The 22,560-nt window shown below is 68.8% G+C and carries 25 protein-coding genes; 15 read left to right on the plus strand and 10 right to left on the minus strand.

Features of this window, described 5'->3' with window-relative positions:
• Window position 1 precedes the first annotated feature (1 nt).
• Together AC4D2C_RS03550 and AC4D2C_RS03555 are read right to left on the minus strand one after the other, a co-directional pair.
• The gene (locus tag AC4D2C_RS03550) at window positions 2-220 is read right to left on the minus strand and encodes a heavy-metal-associated domain-containing protein (RefSeq protein WP_490912638.1); all 219 of its coding nucleotides are present in this window, start codon (window positions 218-220) and stop codon (window positions 2-4) included.
• 42 nt (window positions 221-262) lie between these two features.
• Complete coding sequence (locus AC4D2C_RS03555) at window positions 263-586, minus strand: metal-sensitive transcriptional regulator (protein WP_490912640.1); 324 nt, start codon at window positions 584-586, stop codon at window positions 263-265.
• A gap of 153 nt (window positions 587-739) precedes the next feature.
• Between AC4D2C_RS03555 and AC4D2C_RS03560 the strand changes: the two genes are divergently transcribed.
• The 4 genes from AC4D2C_RS03560 (at window position 740) to AC4D2C_RS03575 (ending at window position 4,098) form a co-directional block, all read left to right on the plus strand.
• Window positions 740-1,393, plus strand: coding sequence for a DUF305 domain-containing protein (locus tag AC4D2C_RS03560; RefSeq protein WP_490912642.1), 654 nt, complete (start codon window positions 740-742; stop codon window positions 1,391-1,393).
• A 126-nt stretch (window positions 1,394-1,519) separates the two neighbouring features.
• A complete protein-coding gene (locus AC4D2C_RS03565; protein WP_490912644.1) occupies window positions 1,520-2,173 on the plus strand; it encodes a thioredoxin-like domain-containing protein in 654 nt (217 codons plus the stop codon).
• 212 nt (window positions 2,174-2,385) lie between these two features.
• Complete coding sequence (locus AC4D2C_RS03570; RefSeq protein ID WP_490912645.1) at window positions 2,386-3,126, plus strand: ANTAR domain-containing protein; 741 nt, start codon at window positions 2,386-2,388, stop codon at window positions 3,124-3,126.
• A gap of 102 nt (window positions 3,127-3,228) precedes the next feature.
• Window positions 3,229-4,098 (plus strand): TPM domain-containing protein, encoded by an 870-nt coding sequence (locus AC4D2C_RS03575; RefSeq protein WP_490912647.1) that lies wholly within the window; start codon window positions 3,229-3,231, stop codon window positions 4,096-4,098.
• A 21-nt stretch (window positions 4,099-4,119) separates the two neighbouring features.
• Here the strand turns inward: AC4D2C_RS03575 and AC4D2C_RS03580 are convergent, their stop codons facing one another.
• The 3 genes from AC4D2C_RS03580 to AC4D2C_RS03590 all read right to left on the minus strand — a co-directional run bounded on the left by AC4D2C_RS03580 (window position 4,120) and on the right by AC4D2C_RS03590 (window position 8,082).
• On the minus strand, window positions 4,120-5,733 hold the full coding sequence (locus tag AC4D2C_RS03580; protein WP_490908765.1) for a peptide chain release factor 3: 1,614 nt from the start codon (window positions 5,731-5,733) through the stop codon (window positions 4,120-4,122).
• Window positions 5,734-5,811: 78 nt separating this feature from the next.
• Complete coding sequence (locus tag AC4D2C_RS03585) at window positions 5,812-6,375, minus strand: GNAT family N-acetyltransferase (RefSeq protein WP_490912649.1); 564 nt, start codon at window positions 6,373-6,375, stop codon at window positions 5,812-5,814.
• Window positions 6,376-6,510: 135 nt separating this feature from the next.
• Window positions 6,511-8,082 carry an MFS transporter gene (locus AC4D2C_RS03590; RefSeq protein WP_490912651.1) on the minus strand — a complete coding sequence of 524 codons (1,572 nt, stop codon included), beginning with the start codon at window positions 8,080-8,082 and terminating at the stop codon, window positions 6,511-6,513.
• A gap of 61 nt (window positions 8,083-8,143) precedes the next feature.
• Between AC4D2C_RS03590 and AC4D2C_RS03595 the strand changes: the two genes are divergently transcribed.
• Window positions 8,144-8,701 (plus strand): TetR/AcrR family transcriptional regulator, encoded by a 558-nt coding sequence (locus AC4D2C_RS03595; protein ID WP_490912653.1) that lies wholly within the window; start codon window positions 8,144-8,146, stop codon window positions 8,699-8,701.
• Between the two features lie 66 nt (window positions 8,702-8,767).
• Window positions 8,768-9,187 carry a large conductance mechanosensitive channel protein MscL gene (gene mscL / locus AC4D2C_RS03600; RefSeq protein ID WP_490912655.1) on the plus strand — a complete coding sequence of 140 codons (420 nt, stop codon included), beginning with the start codon at window positions 8,768-8,770 and terminating at the stop codon, window positions 9,185-9,187.
• 283 nt (window positions 9,188-9,470) lie between these two features.
• Here the strand turns inward: mscL and AC4D2C_RS03605 are convergent, their stop codons facing one another.
• The 3 genes from AC4D2C_RS03605 to AC4D2C_RS03615 form a co-directional block, all read right to left on the minus strand.
• Window positions 9,471-10,235 (minus strand): VldE C-terminal domain-containing protein, encoded by a 765-nt coding sequence (locus tag AC4D2C_RS03605; protein ID WP_490912657.1) that lies wholly within the window; start codon window positions 10,233-10,235, stop codon window positions 9,471-9,473.
• 125 nt (window positions 10,236-10,360) lie between these two features.
• On the minus strand, window positions 10,361-11,341 hold the full coding sequence (locus AC4D2C_RS03610; RefSeq protein WP_490912658.1) for a serine hydrolase domain-containing protein: 981 nt from the start codon (window positions 11,339-11,341) through the stop codon (window positions 10,361-10,363).
• An 86-nt stretch (window positions 11,342-11,427) separates the two neighbouring features.
• On the minus strand, window positions 11,428-12,921 hold the full coding sequence (locus tag AC4D2C_RS03615; protein ID WP_490912660.1) for an FAD-dependent oxidoreductase: 1,494 nt from the start codon (window positions 12,919-12,921) through the stop codon (window positions 11,428-11,430).
• 144 nt (window positions 12,922-13,065) lie between these two features.
• Between AC4D2C_RS03615 and AC4D2C_RS03620 the strand changes: the two genes are divergently transcribed.
• The 7 genes from AC4D2C_RS03620 to AC4D2C_RS03650 all read left to right on the plus strand — a co-directional run bounded on the left by AC4D2C_RS03620 (window position 13,066) and on the right by AC4D2C_RS03650 (window position 19,438).
• Complete coding sequence (locus tag AC4D2C_RS03620; protein ID WP_490912662.1) at window positions 13,066-14,679, plus strand: cryptochrome/photolyase family protein; 1,614 nt, start codon at window positions 13,066-13,068, stop codon at window positions 14,677-14,679.
• Window positions 14,680-14,687: 8 nt separating this feature from the next.
• Window positions 14,688-15,671, plus strand: a complete 984-nt coding sequence (locus AC4D2C_RS03625; RefSeq protein WP_490912664.1) for an aldo/keto reductase — start codon at window positions 14,688-14,690, stop codon at window positions 15,669-15,671.
• 146 nt (window positions 15,672-15,817) lie between these two features.
• Window positions 15,818-16,063, plus strand: a complete 246-nt coding sequence (locus AC4D2C_RS03630) for a hypothetical protein (protein ID WP_490912665.1) — start codon at window positions 15,818-15,820, stop codon at window positions 16,061-16,063.
• Between the two features lie 15 nt (window positions 16,064-16,078).
• Window positions 16,079-16,996: an FHA domain-containing protein gene (locus tag AC4D2C_RS03635; protein WP_490912667.1), complete on the plus strand. Its 918-nt coding sequence runs from the start codon at window positions 16,079-16,081 to the stop codon at window positions 16,994-16,996.
• Between the two features lie 48 nt (window positions 16,997-17,044).
• Window positions 17,045-17,569: a 2'-5' RNA ligase family protein gene (locus AC4D2C_RS03640; RefSeq protein ID WP_490912668.1), complete on the plus strand. Its 525-nt coding sequence runs from the start codon at window positions 17,045-17,047 to the stop codon at window positions 17,567-17,569.
• Window positions 17,570-17,758: 189 nt separating this feature from the next.
• Window positions 17,759-18,667, plus strand: a complete 909-nt coding sequence (locus tag AC4D2C_RS03645; protein WP_490912670.1) for a GAF domain-containing protein — start codon at window positions 17,759-17,761, stop codon at window positions 18,665-18,667.
• Window positions 18,668-18,802: 135 nt separating this feature from the next.
• A complete protein-coding gene (locus AC4D2C_RS03650) occupies window positions 18,803-19,438 on the plus strand; it encodes a GNAT family N-acetyltransferase (RefSeq protein WP_490912672.1) in 636 nt (211 codons plus the stop codon).
• Window positions 19,439-19,514: 76 nt separating this feature from the next.
• Here the strand turns inward: AC4D2C_RS03650 and AC4D2C_RS03655 are convergent, their stop codons facing one another.
• Window positions 19,515-20,669 (minus strand): MFS transporter, encoded by a 1,155-nt coding sequence (locus AC4D2C_RS03655; protein WP_490912673.1) that lies wholly within the window; start codon window positions 20,667-20,669, stop codon window positions 19,515-19,517.
• Between the two features lie 55 nt (window positions 20,670-20,724).
• On the opposite strand from AC4D2C_RS03655, the gene AC4D2C_RS03660 reads away from it, so the two are divergent.
• Window positions 20,725-21,303, plus strand: coding sequence for a TetR/AcrR family transcriptional regulator (locus tag AC4D2C_RS03660; protein WP_490912675.1), 579 nt, complete (start codon window positions 20,725-20,727; stop codon window positions 21,301-21,303).
• On the opposite strand, the gene AC4D2C_RS03665 is transcribed toward AC4D2C_RS03660, so the two are convergent.
• Window positions 21,293-21,607 carry a LysE family translocator gene (locus AC4D2C_RS03665; protein ID WP_490912677.1) on the minus strand — a complete coding sequence of 105 codons (315 nt, stop codon included), beginning with the start codon at window positions 21,605-21,607 and terminating at the stop codon, window positions 21,293-21,295. The two genes, AC4D2C_RS03660 and AC4D2C_RS03665, sit on opposite strands and share 11 nt — an antisense overlap.
• A 15-nt stretch (window positions 21,608-21,622) precedes the next feature.
• On the opposite strand from AC4D2C_RS03665, the gene AC4D2C_RS03670 reads away from it, so the two are divergent.
• Window positions 21,623-22,552 (plus strand): ABC transporter ATP-binding protein, encoded by a 930-nt coding sequence (locus AC4D2C_RS03670; RefSeq protein ID WP_490912678.1) that lies wholly within the window; start codon window positions 21,623-21,625, stop codon window positions 22,550-22,552.
• Window positions 22,553-22,560 lie beyond the last annotated feature (8 nt).

Consider the following 22,560-nt stretch of genomic DNA (forward strand, 5'->3'; position numbering starts at 1 on the left):
GTCAGGAAGCCGCCACGGTGTAGCCGGCTTCCGTGACCGCTCCGTGGATCGACGCGGCGTCCAGCGGTGCGGTGGACGAGATGGTGGCAGTGGAGATGCCGCCGTTGACGAGGTCGACGTCGACGCTCTCGACGCCGGGCAGTCCCGACAGCTCGCTCTGCACGGCACTGACGCAGTGTCCGCAGGTCATGCCGGTGATGCCGATGGTGGTGGTGGTCATGGTTCTTCTCCTTGATGGGTGAGGTGGATGGATGAGGTGGGTCTAGCGCAGGAGCCGGCCGATCGCGGCCGTCGCCTCCTGGACCTTCTCCTGGACCGCGTCGTCGTTCCCCGAGGCCTGGGACTCCTGGGCGGCTCCTACGACGCAGTGCGAGATGTGGTCCTCGAGCAGGCCCAGGGAGACCGCGTGGAGTGCCTTGTTGATTGCTGCGACCTGGGTGAGGATGTCGATACAGTACTGGTCCTCCTCCACCATCCGCGCGATCCCGCGGACCTGCCCCTCGATGCGCCGTAACCGCTTGAGGTAGGCGTCCTTGTCGGCGGTATAGCCGTATGGTGCCGTGTGATCGGTGTCCGGAATGCTCATGGTCTTGTTCCTTTTCTGATCGACTATACCCTTGGGGGGTATAACCTGCCATGGTGCGATGCTATTCCCGCCGCGGGCTCCCCGCACGTTGAGGGAACGCCCAGCGCGATGCCGTACGTTGGCTGATGGCACACCCCCGATCCAAGGATGTTCATGACCCTCTCCCTGTCGGGCTGGCAGAAGCGAGTCCTCCTGGCCCTCACCGGAATCGCGGTCCTCGCGCTCTTCGCGCTGGCCTTCACCGCCGGGCGCATCTCGGCGGGGCCCTCGTACCCGGGTACGAACAGTGCCGATGCGGGATTCGCCCGAGACATGCAGGTGCACCACAACCAGGCCGTGGAGATGTCGATGATCGTGCGCGACAACGTCACCGACGAGACGCTTCGCGCGATCGCCTACGACATCGCGCTCACCCAGCAGCAGCAGGCCGGCCAGATGTACGCCTGGCTCGAGGAATGGGGACTGGACCAGAGCAGTTCCCAGCCGCGCATGGAGTGGATGGCGGCGGGAAGCGGTCACGGCGGCATGGAGATGGGGTCGGACACCGCGTCGATGCTCACTCCCGAAGGGCTGATGCCCGGCATGGCGACGGACGCCCAGCTCGACGAGCTGCGCGCCGCCCGGGGCGAGGACGCCGAGCGGCTGTACCTGAACCTCATGATCGACCACCACGAGGCGGGAGTGGACATGGCCCGAGCCGGCGCCGAACTCGCCGAGACGGAGCAGGTCCGTACCCTCGCCACGAAGATCCAGTCCGGCCAGCAGGCCGAGATCACGCTGATGCAGAACATGCTGGACGCCCTGTAGGCGTGAGTGGTCCGGGACGCGCCCGCCGGGGCGTTCGAGGACTGCCGCGCCCCGCCGGTAGATTGGTTCCCGGCGATATCCGATCCGCGGTGAATGCCGCAGCCGCCCCAGCACGAAGGACACCCGTTGAACAAGAAGCGATCCCAGGAGAACCAGGACCGTCAGGCGCGCCTTGCCGCCATCCAGGCCGAGCAGCGGGCTGGTGAACGCAAGCGCAACGCCCTGATCTTCGGTGGCATCGGCGCCGTGATCCTCGCCATCATCATCGCGGTCACCCTGGTGATCGTGAATCAGGTCCAGGTGAACCGGGACCGGGAGGCGGCGGCCGCGCAGGGGATCGACGGCGTCCAGACGTTCTCCGACGTGACCTTCGACCACGTCGACGGCCCGGTCGAGTACGAGCAGTCACCGCCCGTCGGGGGGAACCACAACCCGGTGTGGACCAACTGCGGTGTCTACACCGAGCCCCTGCCCAACGAGAACTCGGTGCACTCCCTGGAGCACGGCGCAGTGTGGATCACGTACAACCCGGACATCGGCCAGGCGGAGATCGACAAGCTCACGGACCTGGTGGGCACGCGCTCCTACGTGCTGCTCAGCCCCTATCCCGACCTCGACAGCCCGATCGCGGCCAGCGCCTGGGGCCTGCAGCTGAAGGTCGATTCCGCCGACGACGCACGGCTCGGCACCTTCCTCGACAAGTACATCCAGGGCGAGCAGACCCGCGAACCCGGCGCCGCCTGCTCCGGTGGGATCACCCCCGCGGGGCGCGCCGGCTGATTCCTCCCCGTGCCCGACGGCACTCCTCGTACGTGCTGACGGCGCGGCGGGGCGGTGACGGCGTGCCGTGCCGTCGCCGTCCGACCCGGCCCATACGGGCCGGGTACCAGCGTCCAGTGCGGAGGCACTGTTCCTCGCCGGCTGCGGGGCCGGTAGCGTTGCATCAGCGGGCGGCCGAACGGCCGTCCGGAACCAGGGGACGGGAGTGAGCGGTGACCGACAACCAGACCTTCAGGGACGTCACCCTGCCGGGAATGCTCCAGGACATGGTGCTGGAGAGCTCCGACATCAACGAGTTCCTCGACCGGCTGGCCACCCTCGCAGCCGACGCTCTCTCCTCCCCGGGCACGGAGGTGTCCTGTGGTGTCACGCTCCTCCGGCCGCGCGCCCGGGCCACGGTGGCGAGCAGCAGTGAGCACGCTCTGCGCATGGACGAGGTGCAGTACGAGTTCGACGACGGCCCCTGCCTTCGCGCGGCGCGCGAGGGCCAGGTGTACGTCGTCGCCGACTTCACGAAGGAGTCGCGGTTCGGGGAGTACACGCGCGCCATCATGGATCACGGGATCCGCTCGGCCCTCGGAGTGCCCATCCCGCTCGACGGGCTCGCCGCGGCCGGTCTCGACTTCTATTCGACGCAGCCGGAGGTCTTCGACGAGGCGGCGATCGCCGCTGCAGCCGATCTGGCCCACGAGGCGTCGAAGTCGCTGCGGATGGCCGTCCGGGTTGCGCAGGCAGCGGATACGAGCAAGCAGTTGAGGTCCGCGATGGACTCGCGCACCACCATCGACGTCGCAGCGGGCATCATCATGGCCCAGAACAGGTGCAGCCACGAGACGGCGATCACCATCCTCAAGGCGGCCTCCAGCGGGCGCAACATCAAGCTCGCCGCCATCGCGGCGGCCGTCGTCACGTCGATAGGGCAACCTCTTCCCGAGACGCACTTCGACTCCTGAGTCCCGCGTACGACCATCGCGGGCGGAGGGCCGGCGAGGGCCTCTAGACTGTGCGTGAACGGGACGCCGGTCCCGCTCCGCCGTCCAGGCAGGGGGACGATCATGACGAACAGTCGCGCCGCGGTCACAGCGGGCGCCGTCCTGCTGCTCCTCCTCACGGGGTGCGACGGCGGCGGCCCGGCATCGGTCCCGGAGCCGCCGTCGCAGGGCAACGTCCTCGACGCAGCGGACGTCCTCACCCCGGAGCAGGAGCAGGAGCTCAACGCGCTCATCGACCAGCAGAACAGCCGGACCGACGCCGCGCGCGTGGCCGTCCTGACGGTGGACAACGCGGGCGGGTCGATCGAGGACTACGCCCGGTCCGTCGCGACCGACTGGGAAATGGGCGACGCCGGCGCGGACAACGGCGTGCTCGTGGTCGCGGACACCGGCGAGCGCGAGCTGCGGATCGAGACCGCCGACGGCGTGCGTGAGGCGTTCTCCGACGACGACGCCGAGGAAGTCGTCGAGGAGGTCCTCGAGCCGGCGTTCGGCGACGAGGAGTATGCGCAGGGGCTGACGGAGGCCGTCAGCCGGATCTACGGATACGCGCAGGGTCAGGATCCGGTGAAGGAGCCCTTCGACTGGGTGCTCTTCGGGTGGGTCGCGGGCGGTGTCGCCGTGCTCCTCGGCGGGATCATCTGGCTGCTCGCGGCGGACTCGCGCCGCCGTCGTCGGATCTCCGACGAGGAGCTGCGGACGGCCGAGACCGCGGACCCTGACCTGCGCCTGACTGAGGAACAGCGTGAGGCGTACCGGAAGTACCGGTACAGCCGCCGAGGGGACGATGCTGTGAGCAACCCGGCCGTCTGGCTTCCCCTCTACCTCGCCAACCCCGCGCTCTACTCCAGCGGCACCGGGGGCAACGCCTCCGGGTCCTCGTTCAACGGAGGCGGGGGCTTCAGTGGCGGCGGGGCGTCGGGCAGCTACTGACCTCCGGGCCCGGGAGCGGTCCTACTGGTCGACGGCGGCGCCGATCGGCTCGAGCACGACGTCGGGGAAGTCCTTCCGGAAGTGCCCCACCTTCCACTTGTCACCGAACACCGCGACGATCTCGCCGTCGGACCGGAACAGGATCTCGCCGCCGCGGAAGGTCTGGGGGACGCCCTGGCTCTCCGGGGCCACCCGCATGGCGAGCGTGTAGGAGAGGTTGTCGAGGGACGTCGGTGCGTTGAACTCGGTGCCGAGCCGCTCAGCCGCGACCTCGAACTGCAGGGCCCCGACGGCGGCGAGCACGGGCGCCTGGTCGCCTCGGAGATCCGAGCGCAGCACCTGCACCACACCCTCGTGCTCGAGCTGCTCGATGCCCCGGCGGAACTGCTTGTAGCGCCCCGGATCCTTCGCCCGGGCGACGGCGAACAGCTCGGGGGAGAAGCGCGGGATGTCGGGGAACTGCACGGGCTCCTCCGCGAAGAGGCTGTCGCCCACGCGGAGGCTCGTCGCGTTCACGAGCCCGACGACGTCGCCCGGCCACGCGGTGTCCACCACTTCGCGGCTGCGCCCGAGGACGCGGTGCGCGTACTTCGTGGCGAAGGGCTTGCCCGTGCGCTGGTTGGTGATGACCATGCCGCGTTCGAACGTCCCCGAGCAGATGCGGAGGTATGCGATGTGGTCGCGGTGGGCGCTGTCCTGGCCGGCCTGCACCTTGAAGACGAAGCCGGACATGGGTGCGTCGATGGGGCGCGGTTCATCCTCCTTCGACGGGCGCGGTGAGGGGGAGGGGGCCACGTCCACGAGGATGTCGAGGAGCTGCGAGACGCCGAAGTTCTTCGCCGCGGCCGCGAACAGGACGGGCGTCTGGCGCGCGGCCTCGAACTCCTCGCGGTCGAAGGAGCCGTTCGAGGACTCGACGAGCCCCGACTCCTCGCGCGCGTCGAGCCAGGCGCCGGCGTCCCGCGGGTCGAGGGCGTCGATGTCCACCTCGGTCTCGGCGGCAGCCTGGGCGCCGGCCTCGACTGCCTCGAGCGCGATGGCCCGGTCCGCGCGGAGGTCGATCAGGCCCTGGAAGTCACCGGCGATACCGGCGGGCCAGGTCAGCGGCACCGGGGTCATGCCGGTGCGCTCGCCGACGTCGTCGATCAGGCCGAGGGCGTCCAGGCCCGGGCGGTCCCACTTGTTGATGACGGTGATGATCGGGATGTTGCGCGCCTTGCACACCGCCAGCAGCTTCACGGTCTGCGGTTCGAAGCCCTTGGCGGCGTCGATGAGCATGACGGCGGAGTCGACGGCCGCGAGGACGCGGTAGGTGTCCTCCGAGAAGTCGGCGTGGCCGGGGGTGTCCACGACGTTGAGGATGGTGTCGCGGTAGGTCAGCTGCAGGGCGGCGGAACTGATCGAGATGCCACGCTCCTGCTCGATGCCCATCCAGTCGGAGACGGTGGCATGGCGGCTCGACTTGCCGTGCGTGACGCCCGCGTCCTGGATGGCGCGCGCGAGGAGCGCGAGGGCCTCCGTCAGCGTCGACTTCCCGGCGTCGGGGTGGGAGATGACGGCGAAGGTACGACGGCGTCCGGCCTCACGGCGGACGGCGTCGGCGTCGAGGACAGGGGATTCGGTAAGCAGGGCCACCCTCCCATTGTCCCCGATGCCGGCGGGACACCCGGCGGCGAGGGCCCGTGTTCGCTGTGCGCATCGCTGTCGGCGCGGTCACAGCCGCATCAGGATGCGCGGGAACCCGTTCACCACCGACGTGGTCTCGGCTGCCTGCGTGAAGCCGGCCTGTTCGAAGAGCCTCCGTGTGCCGACGTACGCCATGGTGGGATCAACTTTCCTGTCCCCGTTGTCGACGGGGTACCCCTCGATGGCCGGCGCGTCGTAGGACCGCGCGAAGTCGACGGCGCCGGCGAGCAGGCGGTGCGAGATGCCCTTCCCGCGATGGCCGGGCCGCACCCGGATGCACCACACGGACCACACATCGGTGTCGTCGATGTGCGGGATCCTGCGGTTCCGGGCGAAGCTCGTGTCGGCGCGCGGGTGCACGGCGGCCCAGCCGACCACCTCGTCACCGTCGTAGGCGAGGACTCCGGGCGGCGGGTCCTGCGCGCACAGGCGCCGCACGAGGTCGCCGCGATCCGGGCCCACCAGGGCGGTGTTCTGCCGGGAAGGGATGCGGTAGCTGAGGCACCAGCAGACATTCGCGTCCGGTCGCTTGGGCCCCACCATCGCCGCGACATCGGCGAACACCGTCGCGGGGCGCACCTCGATCACCATGGGTCCACTGTTCCACCCGGGCGGTCGGCGGACAACGGCCGGATACCGACAGGACCACAGGCGCCCGCCGGAACCCGCCGGAACCCACGAGGGGTCCGTTCCTCCCGGAACGGCCCCCCGTGCAGTGCCGGTCGCCTAGTGCCCGACGCGCTCCGCCGTCGTGCTCCGCAGGCTCCATGCCGCGAGGACCGAGGCGCCCACCATGAGCAGGGCGGCGATGCCGGCCGTGACCGTGACCCCGCTGTCGAAGGCGAGGAAAGCCGAATCCCGGAGGAGGGATGCACTGGTGGGACCGAGCTGCGTGGCCACCTCGACCGCTCCTCCGAGGGTCTCGGTGGAGGACTCGGCCTGGGCGCTGCTGAGGCCCGCGGGCAGCAGCAGGTTGCGCTGGTAGGACACCAGCAGGATGCTGCCCAGCACCGCGGTGCCGAGGACCGAGCCCACCTCGTAGGCGGTCTCCGAGACGGCCGACGCGGCACCGGCCTTGGCGGCCGGGACGGTGGACAGGATCAGGTCGTTGGACACGGTCTCCGAAGCGCCGACACCGACCCCGAGGACCACGAACGCGATCATGAGAAAGCCGGCGGACCCGCCCTCACCGAGCAGCGCGATCATGGAGTACGCAACTGCGGAGAAGAGCAGTGAGATCGACACGACGACATGCGGCGGCATGTGCCGGGCGAGGGGCACGACGCCGAGGCCCGCGACGATCGTCATGACCAGGCCCGGCAGCAGCACGAGCCCGGCGTCCAGCGGGGTGTAGCCGAGCACCAGCTGCAGGTGCTGGGACACGAAGAACAGGAATCCCACGAGCGAGAAGATCGCCAGCAGGTTCACCAGGACGGCGCCCGTGAAGGCCCGCACCGTGAACAGGCGCACGTCGAGCATGGGGTCGCGGCGCTGCAGCTGACGCATGACGAACACCGTGCCGGCGGCGAGGCCGATGAACGCGGCGGTCACGGAGACGAGCAGCGGCCCGCCCTTGGCGAGGTTCTTGATGGCGTAGACCACCGGCAGCATGGTCCCGATGGACAGGATGATGCTCGCGTAGTCCACGCGGCCCGGGTTGGCGTCCTTCGACTCGGGGACGACGACGGGGGTCAACGCGAGCATGAGCACGAGCACGGGGACCGCGAGCAGGAACACGGAACCCCACCAGAAGTGCTCGAGCAGCAGGCCGCCGAGCAGGGGCCCGAGGGCGGCGCCGGCCGAGAAGCCCGCGGCCCAGACGGCGATGGCGATCCGGCGCTGGTTGCGGTCTGTGAAGATGTTGCGGATGAGCGAGAGCGTGGAGGGCATGAGCATGGCGCCGAAGACACCCAGTCCCACGCGGGATGCCACGAGGTAACCGGCGGTCGGCGCGAAGGCGGCCGCGACGGAGAACAGGGCGAAGCCCGCCGCGCCGATGATGAGCAGGCGGCGCCGGCCGAAGCGGTCGCCGAAGCTGCCCATCGCGACCAGGAGTCCCGCCAGGACGAGCGGGTAGCTGTCCACGATCCAGAGCAGCATGGTGCCGCTCGTGGCGAAGTGGCGGGAGATCTCCGGCAGGGCGAAGCTCAGCACGGTGTTGTCCACGGAGACGAGCAACACCGGCAGCATCAGCACGGCGAGGGCGAACCACTCGCGGCGGCCGGCAAGGGAGGGGAGCTGAACGGCACGCGGGTTCACCTCGGACACGCGTGCGGAAGCGGAGGGTGTGGTTGTCATTCCTCAAGGCTATACCGTCCAGCCGGTACAGTACAAGAAACGTGACCGGTATCATGAGCGGGTGTCCAGTTCCCGCGAGCGCATCCTCGACAGCTTCGAAAACGCGTTGATCCGCGACGGTGAGCGGGCCGCCACCATGGAGGCGGTCGCCGCCGCAGCCGACGTCTCCAAGGGCGGACTGCTCTACCACTTCCCCTCGAAGGAGGCCCTCGTGGACGGCCTCGCGGACCGTCTCCGCGGACTCGCCGACCGGGACCGCGAGGCGATGGCCTCGGCCGAGGACGGAGCCGCGCGCTACTACGTTCGCACCTCGGTCTTCGAGGACAGCGCCCTCGACCGGGCGCTCGTGTCCATGGCGCGGCTCGCCCAGCAGGGACACCCGACGGCGAAGTCCTCGCTGGCCGAGATCCAGGAGGGCTGGCTCGACACGCTCCAGGCACAGCTCGGTGACCGCACCGCTGCGCGCGCCGTCAAGCTGCTCGGTGACGGCCTCTACTACGACGCCGCCTTCTTCGCCACGGACGGGGCCGGCCGCACCAGCCGCGGGGAGATCGACGACCTGCTCGACGTCGTCGACCTCATCGTCTCCCGGCGGGGGAACGCGCCTGCCGACTCCTGACGGCGTGCGTTCCCGCCCCCGTCGGAGCCGTGCCGACCGTCCATGCCCCGACCCCGAGAGGATCCCATGATCAAGGGCTTCCGCGACTTCATCCTGCGCGGCAACGTCATCGAACTGTCGATCGCCGTCGTCATCGGCAGCGCCTTCACGGCGCTCGTCGGGGCGTTCACCGCGAACATCATCAACCCGATCGTGGCCTCCGCGGGCGGCATCGACGCCTCCGGCCTCGGGTTCCGCCTCCGGTCCGGCAATGACGCGACGTTCGTCGACGTCGGAGCCGTCATCACCGCGATGATCACGTTCCTCATCACCGCCGCCGTCGTGTACTTCCTCTTCGTGGTGCCGATGAACCGCGCGAATGCCCGGCTCCGGGCCCATGCCGAGGCGCAGGACGCCGTGAAGGAGCCCATGCCCGTCGACACCGCGCTCCTCACCGAGATGCGGGACCTGCTGAAGGAGATGGCTGCGCGGGAAGCCCGGCGATGACCGTCCTCGCCGTGGGCACGCAGCGCGTCCCGCTGCGTGAGGCGGTGAACCCGTTCAACTTCTTCGGGTTCTTCACCATGCAGGGCAACATCGCGGCTGCGTCCCGTACCCGTACCCGTTCCTCGATCCGGCGTCCGGCTGTCTCTCCGTGTTCCTCTACGTGGCCTGCATCGCCGTCTCCATCGCGGGTTTCGGCGCTCTCGTCATCCTCATCAGCAGGTCCACGGGTTCAGTGAGCGGACTCGCCGCCAGGGTCCGCCGCACGCGAGGCTGACACCCGCCCTCAGGCAGGGCCACCACCGAGGACGTCCACGTGGACGTGGTCGAGGTGGCGCAGGATCTCGTTGGCGGGTTCGGGTGCGTCGTAGGGATGCCACTGCCCCCGATCGAGGTGTGCGCTCCAGAACCGGTCGTCGAAGATCACGTACTGGATGTCCAGGTCGTCCGCGTGGGCGACCAGCCAGTGCGCGAGCATCCACCCCTCACGCCGGTTCTCCTCGGTCACCGGGCGGAAGAAGATGTCGATGGCCCGGCCGTCGTAGTGCGTCGAATCCCCGCCATGCCCCTGGCCGACACCCCCCGGCGCGAAACCACCCACGCTCTGCTCGCCGAACACCTCGGCCATGTCCGTGCGCACCTGCTCGGCACGGGGTGTCAGGCCGGTGGCGGTGAGCTCTTCCACCGGCAGATCCGTCGCCGCTGATCCCCGGCAGCTCAGGACGGGCCCTGCGTCCCCGACCGGCCCGTCGGCCAGCCGCTGCAACACCGCGTCGTCCAGGCCGGAGGTGTCGGGGACCGCCACGCCCCGGGCGGCGAGTGCCACGGCGGTGGTGGCACGCTTCGCCTGGGCTCGGTCGAGTCCCGTCACCCCGTCGGAGGTCCCGACCGTGCAGTCCGGGCCGCCGGGCAGGGGGATGCCGTCCGTGCGCAGGGCGCCGAGCACACCGGGCCCGAGGAGGACCGCCACTGCGGCGAGCCCCCCGAGCAGGAAGACGCCCAGGAGCAGCCGCCCGAAGAGCCCGGCTCGGGTGACGACGGTTCGGCTCACGATGACGGACCCCTTGTGTGGCGATTGAAGTGCTGCCCTCCGGCCCCCAGAAGCAGCCGAAGGGTTAACTCGACCGCCGGGTCCGGAAGTTCCCACCGGCGGGACCTCGACCCCGCACCCTGCGGTCAGCGGTCGGGCGACGACGCCGTCCCGGACGTGAAGTCCTCTAGGAGCCGGAGACCCTGCCGGTCGACGGAGCGGTGGACCGCCGTGAGCACGACGACTCCGGTACCGGCGTCGCGGTCGACGCCGATCCAGCTGCTGAACCCTCCGGTACTGCCGTTGTGCCACGTGACCCTGCGGCCGTGATGCTCGATGGTGATCCAGGCGGCGCCGATGCCGACCCGGGGCGCGAGGTCCGCGACGGGATCGAGCGCCGAGACGCCCGGGACCGTCCCGTCGAGGACCGACCGGAGGAAGTCCCGCATCGTATCGATGGTCGCGCGGATGCCTCCCGCGGGAGCGATGGCCTCGCCGACCCAGGGGTGCATGGGGCGCCCGAAGCGGGTGGATCCTCTCAGGTCCGTGGGCCCGAGGTCCGCTGCGCGTGCAGGCGTCGAGAATTCCGGTCCGAGGACGTCATGCAGGAGTCGCTCGTAGCTGCTGCCGGTTGCCGCAGCGACGGCGTGCCCGAGCAGCTGGAACCCCAGGTTCGAGTAGCGGGGCCGGGGGGTGCCGAGCCGCAGGCCGCGCGTCTGCTCGAGGAGCTCGGCGAGTGAATCTCCGTAGGGGTTCTCGCCGCGGATCCACAACCGGAGCGATCGGCGGACCGGCTGCATGCCGGGCGGCAGGCCCGGGAGCCCGGAGCGGTGGATGGCCAGGGACCCCAGGCTCACGGAGCCGACGTCCCCGTGCCCTTCCAGGGGGAGCAGTTCGCGAAGCACGGTGTCCGAGGAGACGATGCCCCGCTCCACCGCGTCCCGGTACAGCAGCCCCGTGAGCCCTTTCGAGATGGACCCGATCTCGAAGGTGGAGCGGTGGTCCGAGCCCGCCGTCGCCGTCAGCTCACGCCCGGGGGCGACGACCGCCACCGCTGCGGGTGCTGACCCGACCGCGCGGTCCATGGCCCGCACGAGGTGCGCGTCTCCCGCCCATCCTGTCGTCATCGCGATCTCCCTCCGTCGGTGGTGCGTTTCCGTCGCGGGCTCCTCGCCGCGCGCAACAGGGTCAGGAGACGGGCGTGTTCTCCGGCCTACCTGCGGGTGTCCGCCAGGTCCGACGTCGACGGGCCCTCCAGCAGCCTGCCGTCCGCCGTGAACCGCGAGCCGTGCAGCGGGCAGTCCCACGACCGTTCGGCGTCGTTCCAGGTGAGGACGCCCTTCAGGTGCGGGCATACCGCGGAGACGCGGTGCTGCACGCCGTCGACGGTGCAGACGCCGATGGGTCGTGCGCCCTCGCGGATCACGCGTCCCTCACCCTCGGCGGGAGCGGACGACGCCGACCGCGCGAGGCCCGAGAGCCAGCCCGTGACCATCTCCATGCCGACGACGGCGTTCGCCTGGGCGGTCTGCAGGGCATCGGCCGGGCTGACCTTCGTGCGGTAGAGCGTCTCGGCCCACGGCATGTTGCCGCCCAGGATCTCGGCCGCGAGGGCGAGGGACGCGGCGACGGCGTTGGTCATGCCCCATTTGTTGTAGCCGGTCGCGGCGTAGATGTGCCCGCCACCGGCCGGGACCTTGCCGACGTACGGGACGGCCGCGGCCGGGGTGTAGTCCTGGGCGGACCACGCGTAGGCGGGCCGCGCGGTGGGGAAGTATTCCTGCGCCCAGCGCGTGAGGTCGTCCACCTTCGCCTGCGTGTTGGAGCTGTGGCCCACCTTGTGGCCGTTGCCACCGACGATCAGGTACTTCGTGCCGTTCACCGTGGCGGTCCGCAGCGACCGGGTGGGGGAGTCCGCGCTGAGGTACATGTCCTCCGGCACGTCGTCGCCGACCGTGAGCGCCACGCAGTAGGAGCGCATGGGCTGCAGCACGGTGAAGTACCCGCCGCGGTCGAGGATCGGGATGCCAGTCGCGAGCACCACGTTCGATGCCGTCACGGCACCCGCACTGGTCCTCAGTTCGACGCCGTCGCCCCCCGCGCGAGCCTTCGCGACCCCCTCGACGCGGACACCCTCGATGAGCGATCCGCCGTGCCGCCGGAACTCGGAGGCCAGACCGGCGAGGACCTCGAGCGGGTGGAACTGCGCCTGGTCCTTCAGGCGCAGGGTCTTCCGGACGGGGAAGGGGAGTTCGGCGGCATTTCCGAGTTCGGTGACGAGGCCGGCCTCCGTGCAGGCCTCGTGCTCGTCGGTGAGCTTCCGGGCACCGGTGTCGGTGGTCGCGTAGTCCACGGCATCGCGCCGCTCGTAGCCGATACCGTGCTCGTCGCAGAACCGCAGCAACCAGCTCTGGCCCTCCCGGTTGCCGGTCACGTAGGCCCGCGCCAACTCGGCGTCGTGGTGCTTGAGGATGGTGGAGATGCTGGTGCCCTGGAGGAGCGAGACCTTCGCCGTGGTGTTGCCGGTGGTCACCGCCCCTGCGGTCCGGGCTTCGAGGATCGCCACGCGGTGGCCGGCCCGGGCCAGGAGCAACGCCGTCGTCAGGCCCGTGAGCCCTGCCCCCACCACCACGGAGTCGTACGCGGCGCCGTCCTGCAGGGAGTCGGACGGGATGGGCGGGGCGGTGTCGAGCCAGAGTGATCTCACGGTGGTCCTCTCAGGAGCCGAACGGTGCTCCCACGGAACCACTAAGCCTGCTTACAGTCAAGCGTCCGAGGGTCGTCCGAGGCAGTGTCCGAGGCGGGCGCTAGGGTGGCGGCCGACGACTGTTTCCTTCAGGAAGGCGCCCCGGTGCACGTTCGACTCGTCCTGCCGAACCAGCTGTTCGAGGAGCACCTCGAGGCCTCCCGCGACACCCGCTTCGTGTTCCTCGAGGACGACCTCCTGTTCCGCAGCCTGCGGTTCCACCAGCAGAAGCTGGTACTGCACCGTGCTGCGATGACCCTCTTCGCGGGACGCCTGAAGGATGCGGGCTATGACGTGGACTACGTGGAGACGTCGGCCGAGCTCGCCAGCCAGGAGCGTCTGGCCGCAGTGCTCGCCGACCGCGGGGCCACCATGGTGACCTACTACGACGTCGTGGACGACTGGCTCGAGCGCAGGCTCGCCCGCACGCTCGCCGACGCCGGCGTCGAGGCGCACGTCCTCGAGACACCGCAGTTCCTCACGGCACGGGACGTCCTGGGCACCTACTTCTCCTCGCACAACTGGCGCATGCAGACCTTCTACGAGTGGCAGCGCAAGCGGCTCGGCCTCCTGGTCGAAGCCGACGGCTCCCCGACGGGCGGGAGATGGAGCTTCGACACGGAGAACCGCAAGAAGCTCCCGAGGACGCTCACCCTGCCGGACCTGCCCGCGTTCGAGCGCCCAGTGGAGGTCCGGGAGGCCATCGCCTGGGTCGCGACCGCCTTCCCCGACAACCCCGGCAACGCCGACTCCTTCAACTGGCCCGTCACGCACCGCCAGGCGTCCGACGCCCTGGAGGCGTTCCTCACCGAGCGCTTCGAGCTGTTCGGCCCCTACGAGGACTCCATCGCCGTGGGCCAGACCTACCTGTTCCACTCGGCCCTGAGCTCCAGCATGAACACCGGGCTCCTCCACCCCGCCGAGGTGGTGGATCTCGCGCTCGACTTCGCGGAACGCCACGACACGCCCATCGCCAGCGTGGAGGGCTTCATCCGCCAGGTGATCGGCTGGCGCGAGTACATCCGCGCGTCCTACGTGCTCCGCGGGCGCGAGATGCGGACCGGCAACACACTGGAGCTCACCGCGGACCTCGACGAGCGGTGGTGGACCGGCGAGACCGGCCTTGCACCGGTGGACTCCGTGATCACGCGGATCCTCGACACCGCGTACGCGCACCACATCGAACGCCTCATGATCCTCGGGAACGCGGCCCTGCTGATGCGGGCCAGGCCCGACGCCGTCTACGAGTGGTTCATGGAGATGTTCATCGACGCGTACGACTGGGTCATGGTGCCCAACGTCTACGCCATGAGCCAGTACGCCGCCGGCAGCATGATCACCACCAAGCCCTACGTCAGCGGCAGCAACTACATCAAGAAGATGAGCGATTTCAGGGACGGCCCCTGGCGGTTCAGCTGGGACGCGCTGTACTGGGAGTTCGTCAGGGACTACCGGGACCTGTTCGCCCGCAACCCGCGGTCGAACATGGTGGTGGCGCTCCTGGACCGCATGGACGCCGAGCGGCAGAGGGACCTGCAGCACGAGGCCGCCCGCTGGATCCCCGGCAAGGGGTCGACGTCGGTGGGCGAGTACCGCCCGGCCCGCACGGAGGAGCGCACGCGGACGCAGGCGCGCGCTCCTCTGGAGGATCGCACGACGCCGGAGGAACGCGCGAGGGCGGGGGCTCCGGCGGCCCAGGCCACGCTGCCCGGCCTATAGTCGGAATCATGGAACAACGAATTCTCGGAAGAACCGGCCGCCCCGTCTCCGTCGTCGGTCTCGGCACCTGGCAGCTCGGCGCGGACTGGGGCGAAGTGGAGGACAAGGACGCCGTCGCCGTCCTCGACGCCGCCGTCGAAGCGGGCGTGACCTTCTTCGACACGGCGGACGTCTACGGCGACGGGAGGAGCGAGACGACGATCGGGCGGTTCCTCGCGGACAACCCGGACCAGGACATCCTGGTGGGCACCAAGATGGGCCGCCGCGTGGACCAGACCCCCGAGAACTACTCGCTCGCCAATTTCCGCCAGTGGATCGACCGGTCACGGACCAACCTCGGCGTGGACGCCCTCGACCTCGTGCAGCTGCACTGCCCGCCGACCTCCGTGTACAGCTCCGACGAGGTGTACGACGCCCTCGACACCCTCGTGGCCGACGGCGTGATCAGGAACTACGGCGTCAGCGTGGAGCGCACCGACGAGGCGCTCGCGGCCATCTCCCGCGGCAGCACCGCGAGTGTGCAGATCATCCTGAACGCATTCCGCCTCAAGCCGCTCGACGAGGTCCTGCCCGCCGCGGAGGCGGCCGGCGTCGGCATCATCGCGCGCGTCCCCCTCGCCTCCGGCCTGCTCTCCGGCAAGTACACGAAGGACACCGCGTTCGCGGAGAACGACCACCGCAACTACAACCGCAAGGGCGCAGCCTTCGACGTCGGTGAGACCTTCTCCGGCGTCGACTACGAGACCGGGCTGCAGGCTGCGCAGGAGTTCGCCGACCTGGTGCCGGACGGCGTCACCACCGCGCAGGCGGCGCTCGCCTGGATCATCGCGCAGGACGGCGTCAGCACGGTCATCCCCGGAGCGCGCAACCCCGAGCAGGCACGCGCCAATGCCGCCGCAGCCGATCACACGGAACTCGGCGGCAGGATCAGCGCGGACGTCGCCGGCATCTACGACCGCCACTTCAGGGGAACGGTCCACCCGAAGTGGTGACCTGCGGGACACCGGGACCCGCCGGCGGTGCGCACGTATCGCGGCGGGTACCGGTGGCTCGGCGCCTCGACTAGGGTGTGGGGTACCCACGTCAGACGGAGTCAGAGGACGTCTGTCATTGTTGAAGAACCGATGAAGGAATCGACATGACTGAGAACACCTCGAGCGCGAGCGCCGGCGATACCCACACCATCCGTGACTGGACGGACCTCGCCGAGGAGATGTGGTCCTACCTCACCGGCCGGGGCGCCGCCATCAACTACACGCTCCAGGACATGACCATCGAGGTCCCGAGGGACATCGGCCCGGACGCCCCGCGTGCCACCTGGAAGTTCGACGGGACGCTCCGCATCACCACGAGTGACAACGCCGCCGGCACCTCCCAGGGCTGAACCGCCCCGACCGACATGGCATCGTCACTCAGGTTCGACATCGACATCGACTTCTCGCTGGCGGAGCCGGCCACCGACGGCAAGCCGGAGGCGAGACTGACCGGCACCGTGAAGGCGGCCGGCACCAAGGTCGAGATCTTCGTGGACGACCCGGCAGCGTTCCGCGGGAACAACCTGCCCGGCATCGGGCAGGTACGGGCGTTCGCCGGAGCCCTGGCGCGCCGCGGACTCGCGGTGTCCGTTGCCGGTCCCAAGGGCCCGCTGGTCAGCCTCGGCGCGGTGGAGACCTCCATGGCGCAGCGCCTGATCACACGCTCCCCTCACATCCGGCTCGGGTCGCCGGGGACGCTCGCGCCGCTGCTCGGCATCGGGCGACGCGCGCTCGAGAAGGGCTCCGCACCGTCGCTCCTCCCGCCGTCCACGCCGTTCCCCCTGGTGCCGACGGTCAACCGCCGGATCAGGCGGACCATCACGACGACGCACTACGTGCGGGGCGGCGGCCGTCCGCGGCTCATCTTCGTGCAGAACTCGCAGGTCTGGAACGGCCAGGTGCCGCGGGAGTTCGAACTCGTGGCAGACCACACCACGATCGGCAGTTCGGTCGACGCGATGCTGAGGCTCGACGGCCTCGATGATGTCCACGCGGAGGTCCTGCACACCGAGGACGACGAGTACGTGCTGGTGCCGCGCGGCGCCATCACGGGCAGCGTCAACGGCAGGGAACCCTCGATCCTGCGGACCGGCGCACGGATCCAGCTCGGCGCCTGGGCGCTGGCATTCTTCCGGGAGGAGTACGCGGACCACGGCAGGCCGTTCGGCGGTCGCAACGGTGGGGAGCTGTCCTACCAGCGTCCGCAGCGCAACCCCCGTACCGGAGCCACCGAGGTGGACGGCTCGGAGGGCGTCGGCGACTTCCGGCGACAGCGACGCTGAGCCGGCGGACAGGGGAGCCGCCGGGACCGGCAGTAGGGCACGCACGGCATGGCCGATGACGTCGAGCTCCTGCTGGGACCGGCGTCGGAGGCGTTCCTGCTCGAGGACTGGGCTGCGCTGGAGGCCGCCGGTCTGCCCAACCAGTCCCAGCACCAGTCCTTCAGCAACGCCCCGCACATCACGCTGGCGGCTGCCGCACGCATAGACGACCGTTACGACGTCGATCTCGCGTCCGTCGTGGCGGGGGAGGGGCCGGCGCTGGTGACGGCGGGCTTCCTCGTCTTCCCCACGCGGCGCAAGTTCGTGCTCGCCCGCCACGTGGTGGCCGATGCCGCCCTGACGGACCTGCACTCTCGTATCTGGCGGGTTCTGGACGGCGTCGCGGACGCCGTCCCCACCACCGTGCCCGGCGCGTGGACGCCGCACATCACCCTCGGCCATGGCCTCACCGCGGACCAGCTGGCGTCCGCCCTCGGCATCCTGCGGAACCGCCCGATGGAGCAACTCGATGCGGGGATCGTCCGGCGCTGGGACGCGAAGGAGAAACGCCTCGTGCTGCTCGGCGGCTCGTGACCGCCGCGCTCAGGGGCCCCGACCCGCTCGGGACGAAGGCGTTCTGCATGTTCAAGGGCTCGCATCAATTTCCTGCTCATGGTCGGTCCGACCACGCAGGACACGCAGAGCGCTAATCTTGATCCGTAGCGCGCATTCCGTCGGAGCGCCCTGCAGGGAAACCCGAATGAGTTGGTGGAGGAATCAGGCATGCTGGATGAGTATGTGCAGCAGTGGAGCGCGATCCAGGCCGTCCGCGCCGCCGCCCTGTACCTCGAAGATGTCCTGACGACGTATTCCGAACTCGCAGGCGAAGCCGACGAGTTGGAGATCCAGGGATACCTGTCCGGCCTGGTGATGCTTTCCACACCCGAGCGGGACCTGCTCGCCCAGGCCATCAACGAACTGCTCGACAGCACTGGCTCCACGGTCGACGGCGCGCACTACAGCGACCAGGACGTCGCTTCGCTCTCCGGCTACAGCGAATACCTCCGCGATCTGGCACTCTCCCCCGACGGCTACGACTTCACCGCCCCGCCGGTCGGGGACCACGGCGCCGGCGCTGGTGTTCCTGCCGTTGATTCCGTTGATTCCGTTGATTCCGCTGATTCCGCTGACCCCACTCATGCCGAAGCCCGACATGATCCTGACCCGGACGAGGCCGAATTCCGGCGCGTCCACGCGTTGTACGAGTCGAGGCTGCTCGAGACCGGGCCGGAGGAACGCTTCGACAGGATCACCCGGCAGGCCCGCGAGCACTTCGGCGTCAGCTCGGCCTCCATCGCCCTGATCACCGAGGACGCACAGGTCATCAAGTCCGTCGTCGGACCTATCGGCCAGGACCTTCCACGGGGCCTGGCATTGTGCGCGAAGACCATCGAGAAGGACCGCACTCTCGTCATTCCTGATGCCACCGTCGCCCCGCAGTGGCGGGATCATCCCCTCGTAGCCGGAGGGCCCCGGATTCGCTTCTACGCAGGCCACCCCATCAGCACAGTCGACGGCTGGCGTATCGGTACCCTCTGCCTCATCGACGAGCGACCGCGCACCTTCACCGAGGAGGATGTGCAGGTCCTCAGGCGTCTGGCCGGGCAGGTCCAGCTCGAACTCTGGGTCTAGGCCGGGGCCGCCGATTCCGGTCGCCCGGCAGTGTCGTCAGCCGGCTTGGTTTGCTTTCGGGTGTCTTCTCGATATTCTCTTGCAGACACCGGGGTCTAGACGAAGGCCATGGTTCTGACCCATACAGGAACGGCTATGACAGAACTTTTGCACCCAGTCCACACCAGTCCCACTCGCACGACGACGACGCCGGTCGAGTCGGGCTCTACGCTCTCGCTGGCCGACCTTCCGGCCGGTCATGAGGAACCCGAGTCGCAGACTGCCCGTCATGAGCGCGACACCACGCTGCTCGATGAAGACCGGTTCCATGGAGGCCTTGCAGCACGATCGACCCGACAACTGCGCGTCCTGGCCAACCAGGCCTTCAAACTCATGGACACCGGACATCCGCCCGCCGGTGCCATGGATCATTACGAAGCGATCGTCGATGAACTCGAGTGCCGCGCTCGGCAGGCCGCAACCCGCGGTCCCGATCTCGCGCTCGAGCTCAAGGAGACGTTCCGCGATAACGCCCTGTACTGCCGGTTCGAGCTGATTATCGACGGCGCCCTCGCCGCATGGCTGAAGTACACGATGAACGGCGCCCGGATCGTGCTCCTCGACGGCGTGGAACAGCCCGGATTCCAGGACCAGGGGATCGGCGCGACCCTCATGCGTCACGTCGTGCTCAACGCCCACAAACGCCGTTTGAGCCTCACCCCCCGATGCCCCATGGCTTCGGCTTTCTTCGCCGACAACCCCCAGTACAGGCTCCTCGCCGGCCGGCACTAGGAGGTCGACGGGCAGCAGTTGCACTTCGACCGTCCCGCCACCGGGCGTCCCGTTCGACAACCCGTCGGACGATCCCTCACCGGGCGCGGGAATTCGGTCGGGTAGGGGTCGTGCCACGGATCGCCGGGGCGATGCTTGCACCGGCGATCACGGCAGAGATGGCAAAAGCCGTTGTGGGGCCTACCATCCCCAGCAATGCACCGATGAGTAGTGCCCCGAGGGCCTGGCCGAGGGCCAGCGTGATGAAGAGGGCCGCGGTTCCGGCTGCGCTGCGTCCAGGAAGCACATGGGTGGCCCAGGCGATCAGGATTCCGCTGAGCGCGACGTAACTGGCGCCGAACGCCCCACCGGCGACGTACACGGCTGTGACGTCAGCGGGCCAGGCACCGATGACCAGGGTGGCCGAACCCATCAGTGTCGTGGTGGTGATCCATCCCGTTCGCAGACCCCATCTGGTGACGAGATCGCCGGAGAAGGCGCCTGCGATGCCGGCCGCTCCCAGACACACCCAGAAGACGGTCGCTTCGGGTTCGGTCATTTGTCCTTGCGTGACCACCAGGGACCGGCCGAAGGTCCAGACGGCGGCGCTGGAGACACCTGCGAGGAGCGCGGCAGCCGCGGCCAGAAGCAGGGGTCTGAGGTCTGCGATGCGGAAGGTGGGGCGTTCTTGGGCCCGTGGGACTGCTGCGGATCGTCGGCCCGTAGCCAGTACGGCAATGGTGGCGCTGATATTGATGATGGTGATGATCCACCAGGCTGTCCGCCATTGATCGGTGAGGATGAGGGCGAGGGGCCCGGCAATGACGACACCGAATCCTGTGCCTGAATTGACCACCGCTTGTGTCCGGGCGGCATCTGATGAGCTGATCTTCTCCTCGACCAGCGTGACCAGGCCGGGTGAGGCGAACCCCGCGCCGGCGCCGGCGATGAGCATGCTGACCGCCAGAACCGTCACGGACCCTGAGAGTGCCACTCCGATGCTGCCCGCGGCCGCGACCGCTCCAGCAAGGAGCACTGTCAGGCGGGGTGCGCCGGTCATGCGGTACGCCGCGGCTGCCGCAATGCAGTAAGCGACAAAGCTGCCGCTGGAGATGGTGCCGGTGACCGCGGGAGTCAGGTCGAAGGATCGGCCGAAGGCTGGAGCGAATAATCCATAGCCGAAACGACTCAGCCCGTAGGTGGCCGCGATCAGGGCAGTAGCACTGATGACGAACGGCAGATTGGTGCGCACTCCGCCTCCCAGGTAGAACGACCGTTATAGTAGAACCGACGTTATAGTGGACGCCATGGAAGTACAAGCCAGGCAGTCATCGGCGAGGCAGCGGCTACTGGATGCCGCGGACGAACTCTTTTTTCTGAACGGCATCGCCAGGACCGGGGTGGATGAGGTACTTCAACGAGCGGGCGTTTCCGTTGCCACCCTCTACGCGCAGTTCGGCAGTAAGGACGGCCTGCTCCAGGCCAGCCTTCAGCGGCGGCTCGAGATCTGGGAGGCCTATTGGGATGAGGCGATCAGAGCGGCGAATTCCGATCAGGATCGTCTGCTGGCGGTTTTCGACGCCCTGGAGCTGTACCGCGCACGCCAGCACAGCGTCCGCTGGTGCGCGTTTCTGTCGACCGCTGTGGAGATCTCCAGTACCGCCCATCCGGCAGGTGACCTGATCGGCGCCGACACGGCACTGCTCACCCGGCGCCTCCGAAGGCTTTCAGAACCACTGGCCGGGGCCCGCGCAGAGGACCTGGCAGCGGCGATTCTGCTCATCTACAACGGGACCCTGACAAGCTTCCTGCGCGGCAGTCCCACCGATCCGATCTCCCACGGCCGGAGAATCGCCGACCTTACAGCCAGTACCTTCACCAGCTGATCAGGTTCGTGACCAGTCCCATGCGAAAGAGCTTGCTCGAGGAATCGCGGGGAAGCCCGCCCGACTCGAACAGGGATATGCCGCCCGGTCGCAGTGTCTTGTAGGCCAGCCAGAGCAGGTAGAGGGCGCCGGCCACTTTCAGGGCGATGAACAGCCATGGCGCGACGAGGAAGATCGCGGCAGCGAGTGAGATCAAGGGGGCACGCCCTGATCCGCAGTGCAGTACCCAGGTACTGCACTGCCGATCACGGCGGGACCCAGGTCCGATGTGTTCGCCGGCGAGCACGCCTAGCGTGGTTCGCATGCGAAAGAGAAGAACATGATTGTGGCAGAAGCGCTTGTGAAGCGTTACGGGACCAAGGTTGCGGTCGATGCGGTCGACTTCACGGTCGAACCCGGGCAGGTCACGGGCTTTCTGGGGCCGAACGGGGCGGGGAAATCCACGACGATGAGGATGATCGTCGGTCTGGATCGGCCGAGCGCGGGCCGGGTGGCGGTGAACGGGCGCCTGTACCACGAGCATCGGGCACCGTTACGGGAGGTCGGTGTGCTGCTGGATGCGAAGGCCGTCAACGGTGGCCGCTCGGCGTACAGACACCTCCTCGCGATCGCGGCCACGCACAGGATCGGAGCTCCTCGAGTGCGCGAGGTCATCGGCCTGGCCGGACTCGATTCGGTCGCAGGCAAGCGTGTCGGTGGATTCTCCCTCGGGATGAGTCAACGATTGGGTATAGCTACTGCCCTGCTCGGCGATCCGGCAACAATCATCCTCGACGAGCCCGTGAACGGCTTGGACCCGGAGGGCGTCCGGTGGGTGAGGACATTGATGCGGGATCTGGCGGCCGAGGGCCGAACGGTGTTGCTGTCATCGCACCTCATGAGCGAGATGGCTCAGACCGCCGACCGGCTCATCGTGATCGGGCGAGGCAGGATCCTGGCGGATGACTCCATCGGCAGCGTCATTTCCGGGGCGACTCGTTCCGTGACTCGAGTGCGTACTCCTGACCCGGATCGTCTGATGACGACGATCACCGGGCCTGACATCATCTTCTCGGTTCTGACCGATGGTGCCATCGAGATCACTGGGCTGAGCGCTGAACAGGTCGCTATTGCTGCATCAGCGGGCGGGGTCGTCCTCTACGAAGTCACCCCGATATCGGGTTCGCTGGAAGACGCCTACATCGCCCTCACCGCGGAAGACGTCGAATACCGATCATCGAGCACCTCAGGGACAGGAACACACGAATGAACGTGCTC

The organism is Arthrobacter sp. TJ-240 (genome assembly GCF_058269195.1).

Excerpts from the sequence above, each read along its gene's own strand:
- AC4D2C_RS03550 (WP_490912638.1), bottom strand. The coding sequence starts at position 220 with ATGACCACCACCACCATCGGCATCACCGGCATGACCTGCGGACACTGC.
- AC4D2C_RS03555 (WP_490912640.1), bottom strand. The coding sequence starts at position 586 with ATGAGCATTCCGGACACCGATCACACGGCACCATACGGCTATACCGCC.
- AC4D2C_RS03560 (WP_490912642.1), top strand. The coding sequence starts at position 740 with ATGACCCTCTCCCTGTCGGGCTGGCAGAAGCGAGTCCTCCTGGCCCTC.
- AC4D2C_RS03575 (WP_490912647.1), top strand. The coding sequence starts at position 3,229 with ATGACGAACAGTCGCGCCGCGGTCACAGCGGGCGCCGTCCTGCTGCTC.
- AC4D2C_RS03585 (WP_490912649.1), bottom strand. The coding sequence starts at position 6,375 with ATGGTGATCGAGGTGCGCCCCGCGACGGTGTTCGCCGATGTCGCGGCG.
- AC4D2C_RS03590 (WP_490912651.1), bottom strand. The coding sequence starts at position 8,082 with ATGACAACCACACCCTCCGCTTCCGCACGCGTGTCCGAGGTGAACCCG.
- mscL (WP_490912655.1), top strand. The coding sequence starts at position 8,768 with ATGATCAAGGGCTTCCGCGACTTCATCCTGCGCGGCAACGTCATCGAA.
- AC4D2C_RS03610 (WP_490912658.1), bottom strand. The coding sequence starts at position 11,341 with ATGACGACAGGATGGGCGGGAGACGCGCACCTCGTGCGGGCCATGGAC.
- AC4D2C_RS03625 (WP_490912664.1), top strand. The coding sequence starts at position 14,688 with ATGGAACAACGAATTCTCGGAAGAACCGGCCGCCCCGTCTCCGTCGTC.
- AC4D2C_RS03630 (WP_490912665.1), top strand. The coding sequence starts at position 15,818 with ATGACTGAGAACACCTCGAGCGCGAGCGCCGGCGATACCCACACCATC.
- AC4D2C_RS03635 (WP_490912667.1), top strand. The coding sequence starts at position 16,079 with ATGGCATCGTCACTCAGGTTCGACATCGACATCGACTTCTCGCTGGCG.
- AC4D2C_RS03640 (WP_490912668.1), top strand. The coding sequence starts at position 17,045 with ATGGCCGATGACGTCGAGCTCCTGCTGGGACCGGCGTCGGAGGCGTTC.
- AC4D2C_RS03645 (WP_490912670.1), top strand. The coding sequence starts at position 17,759 with ATGCTGGATGAGTATGTGCAGCAGTGGAGCGCGATCCAGGCCGTCCGC.
- AC4D2C_RS03650 (WP_490912672.1), top strand. The coding sequence starts at position 18,803 with ATGACAGAACTTTTGCACCCAGTCCACACCAGTCCCACTCGCACGACG.
- AC4D2C_RS03660 (WP_490912675.1), top strand. The coding sequence starts at position 20,725 with ATGGAAGTACAAGCCAGGCAGTCATCGGCGAGGCAGCGGCTACTGGAT.
- AC4D2C_RS03665 (WP_490912677.1), bottom strand. The coding sequence starts at position 21,607 with ATGCGAACCACGCTAGGCGTGCTCGCCGGCGAACACATCGGACCTGGG.
- AC4D2C_RS03670 (WP_490912678.1), top strand. The coding sequence starts at position 21,623 with ATGATTGTGGCAGAAGCGCTTGTGAAGCGTTACGGGACCAAGGTTGCG.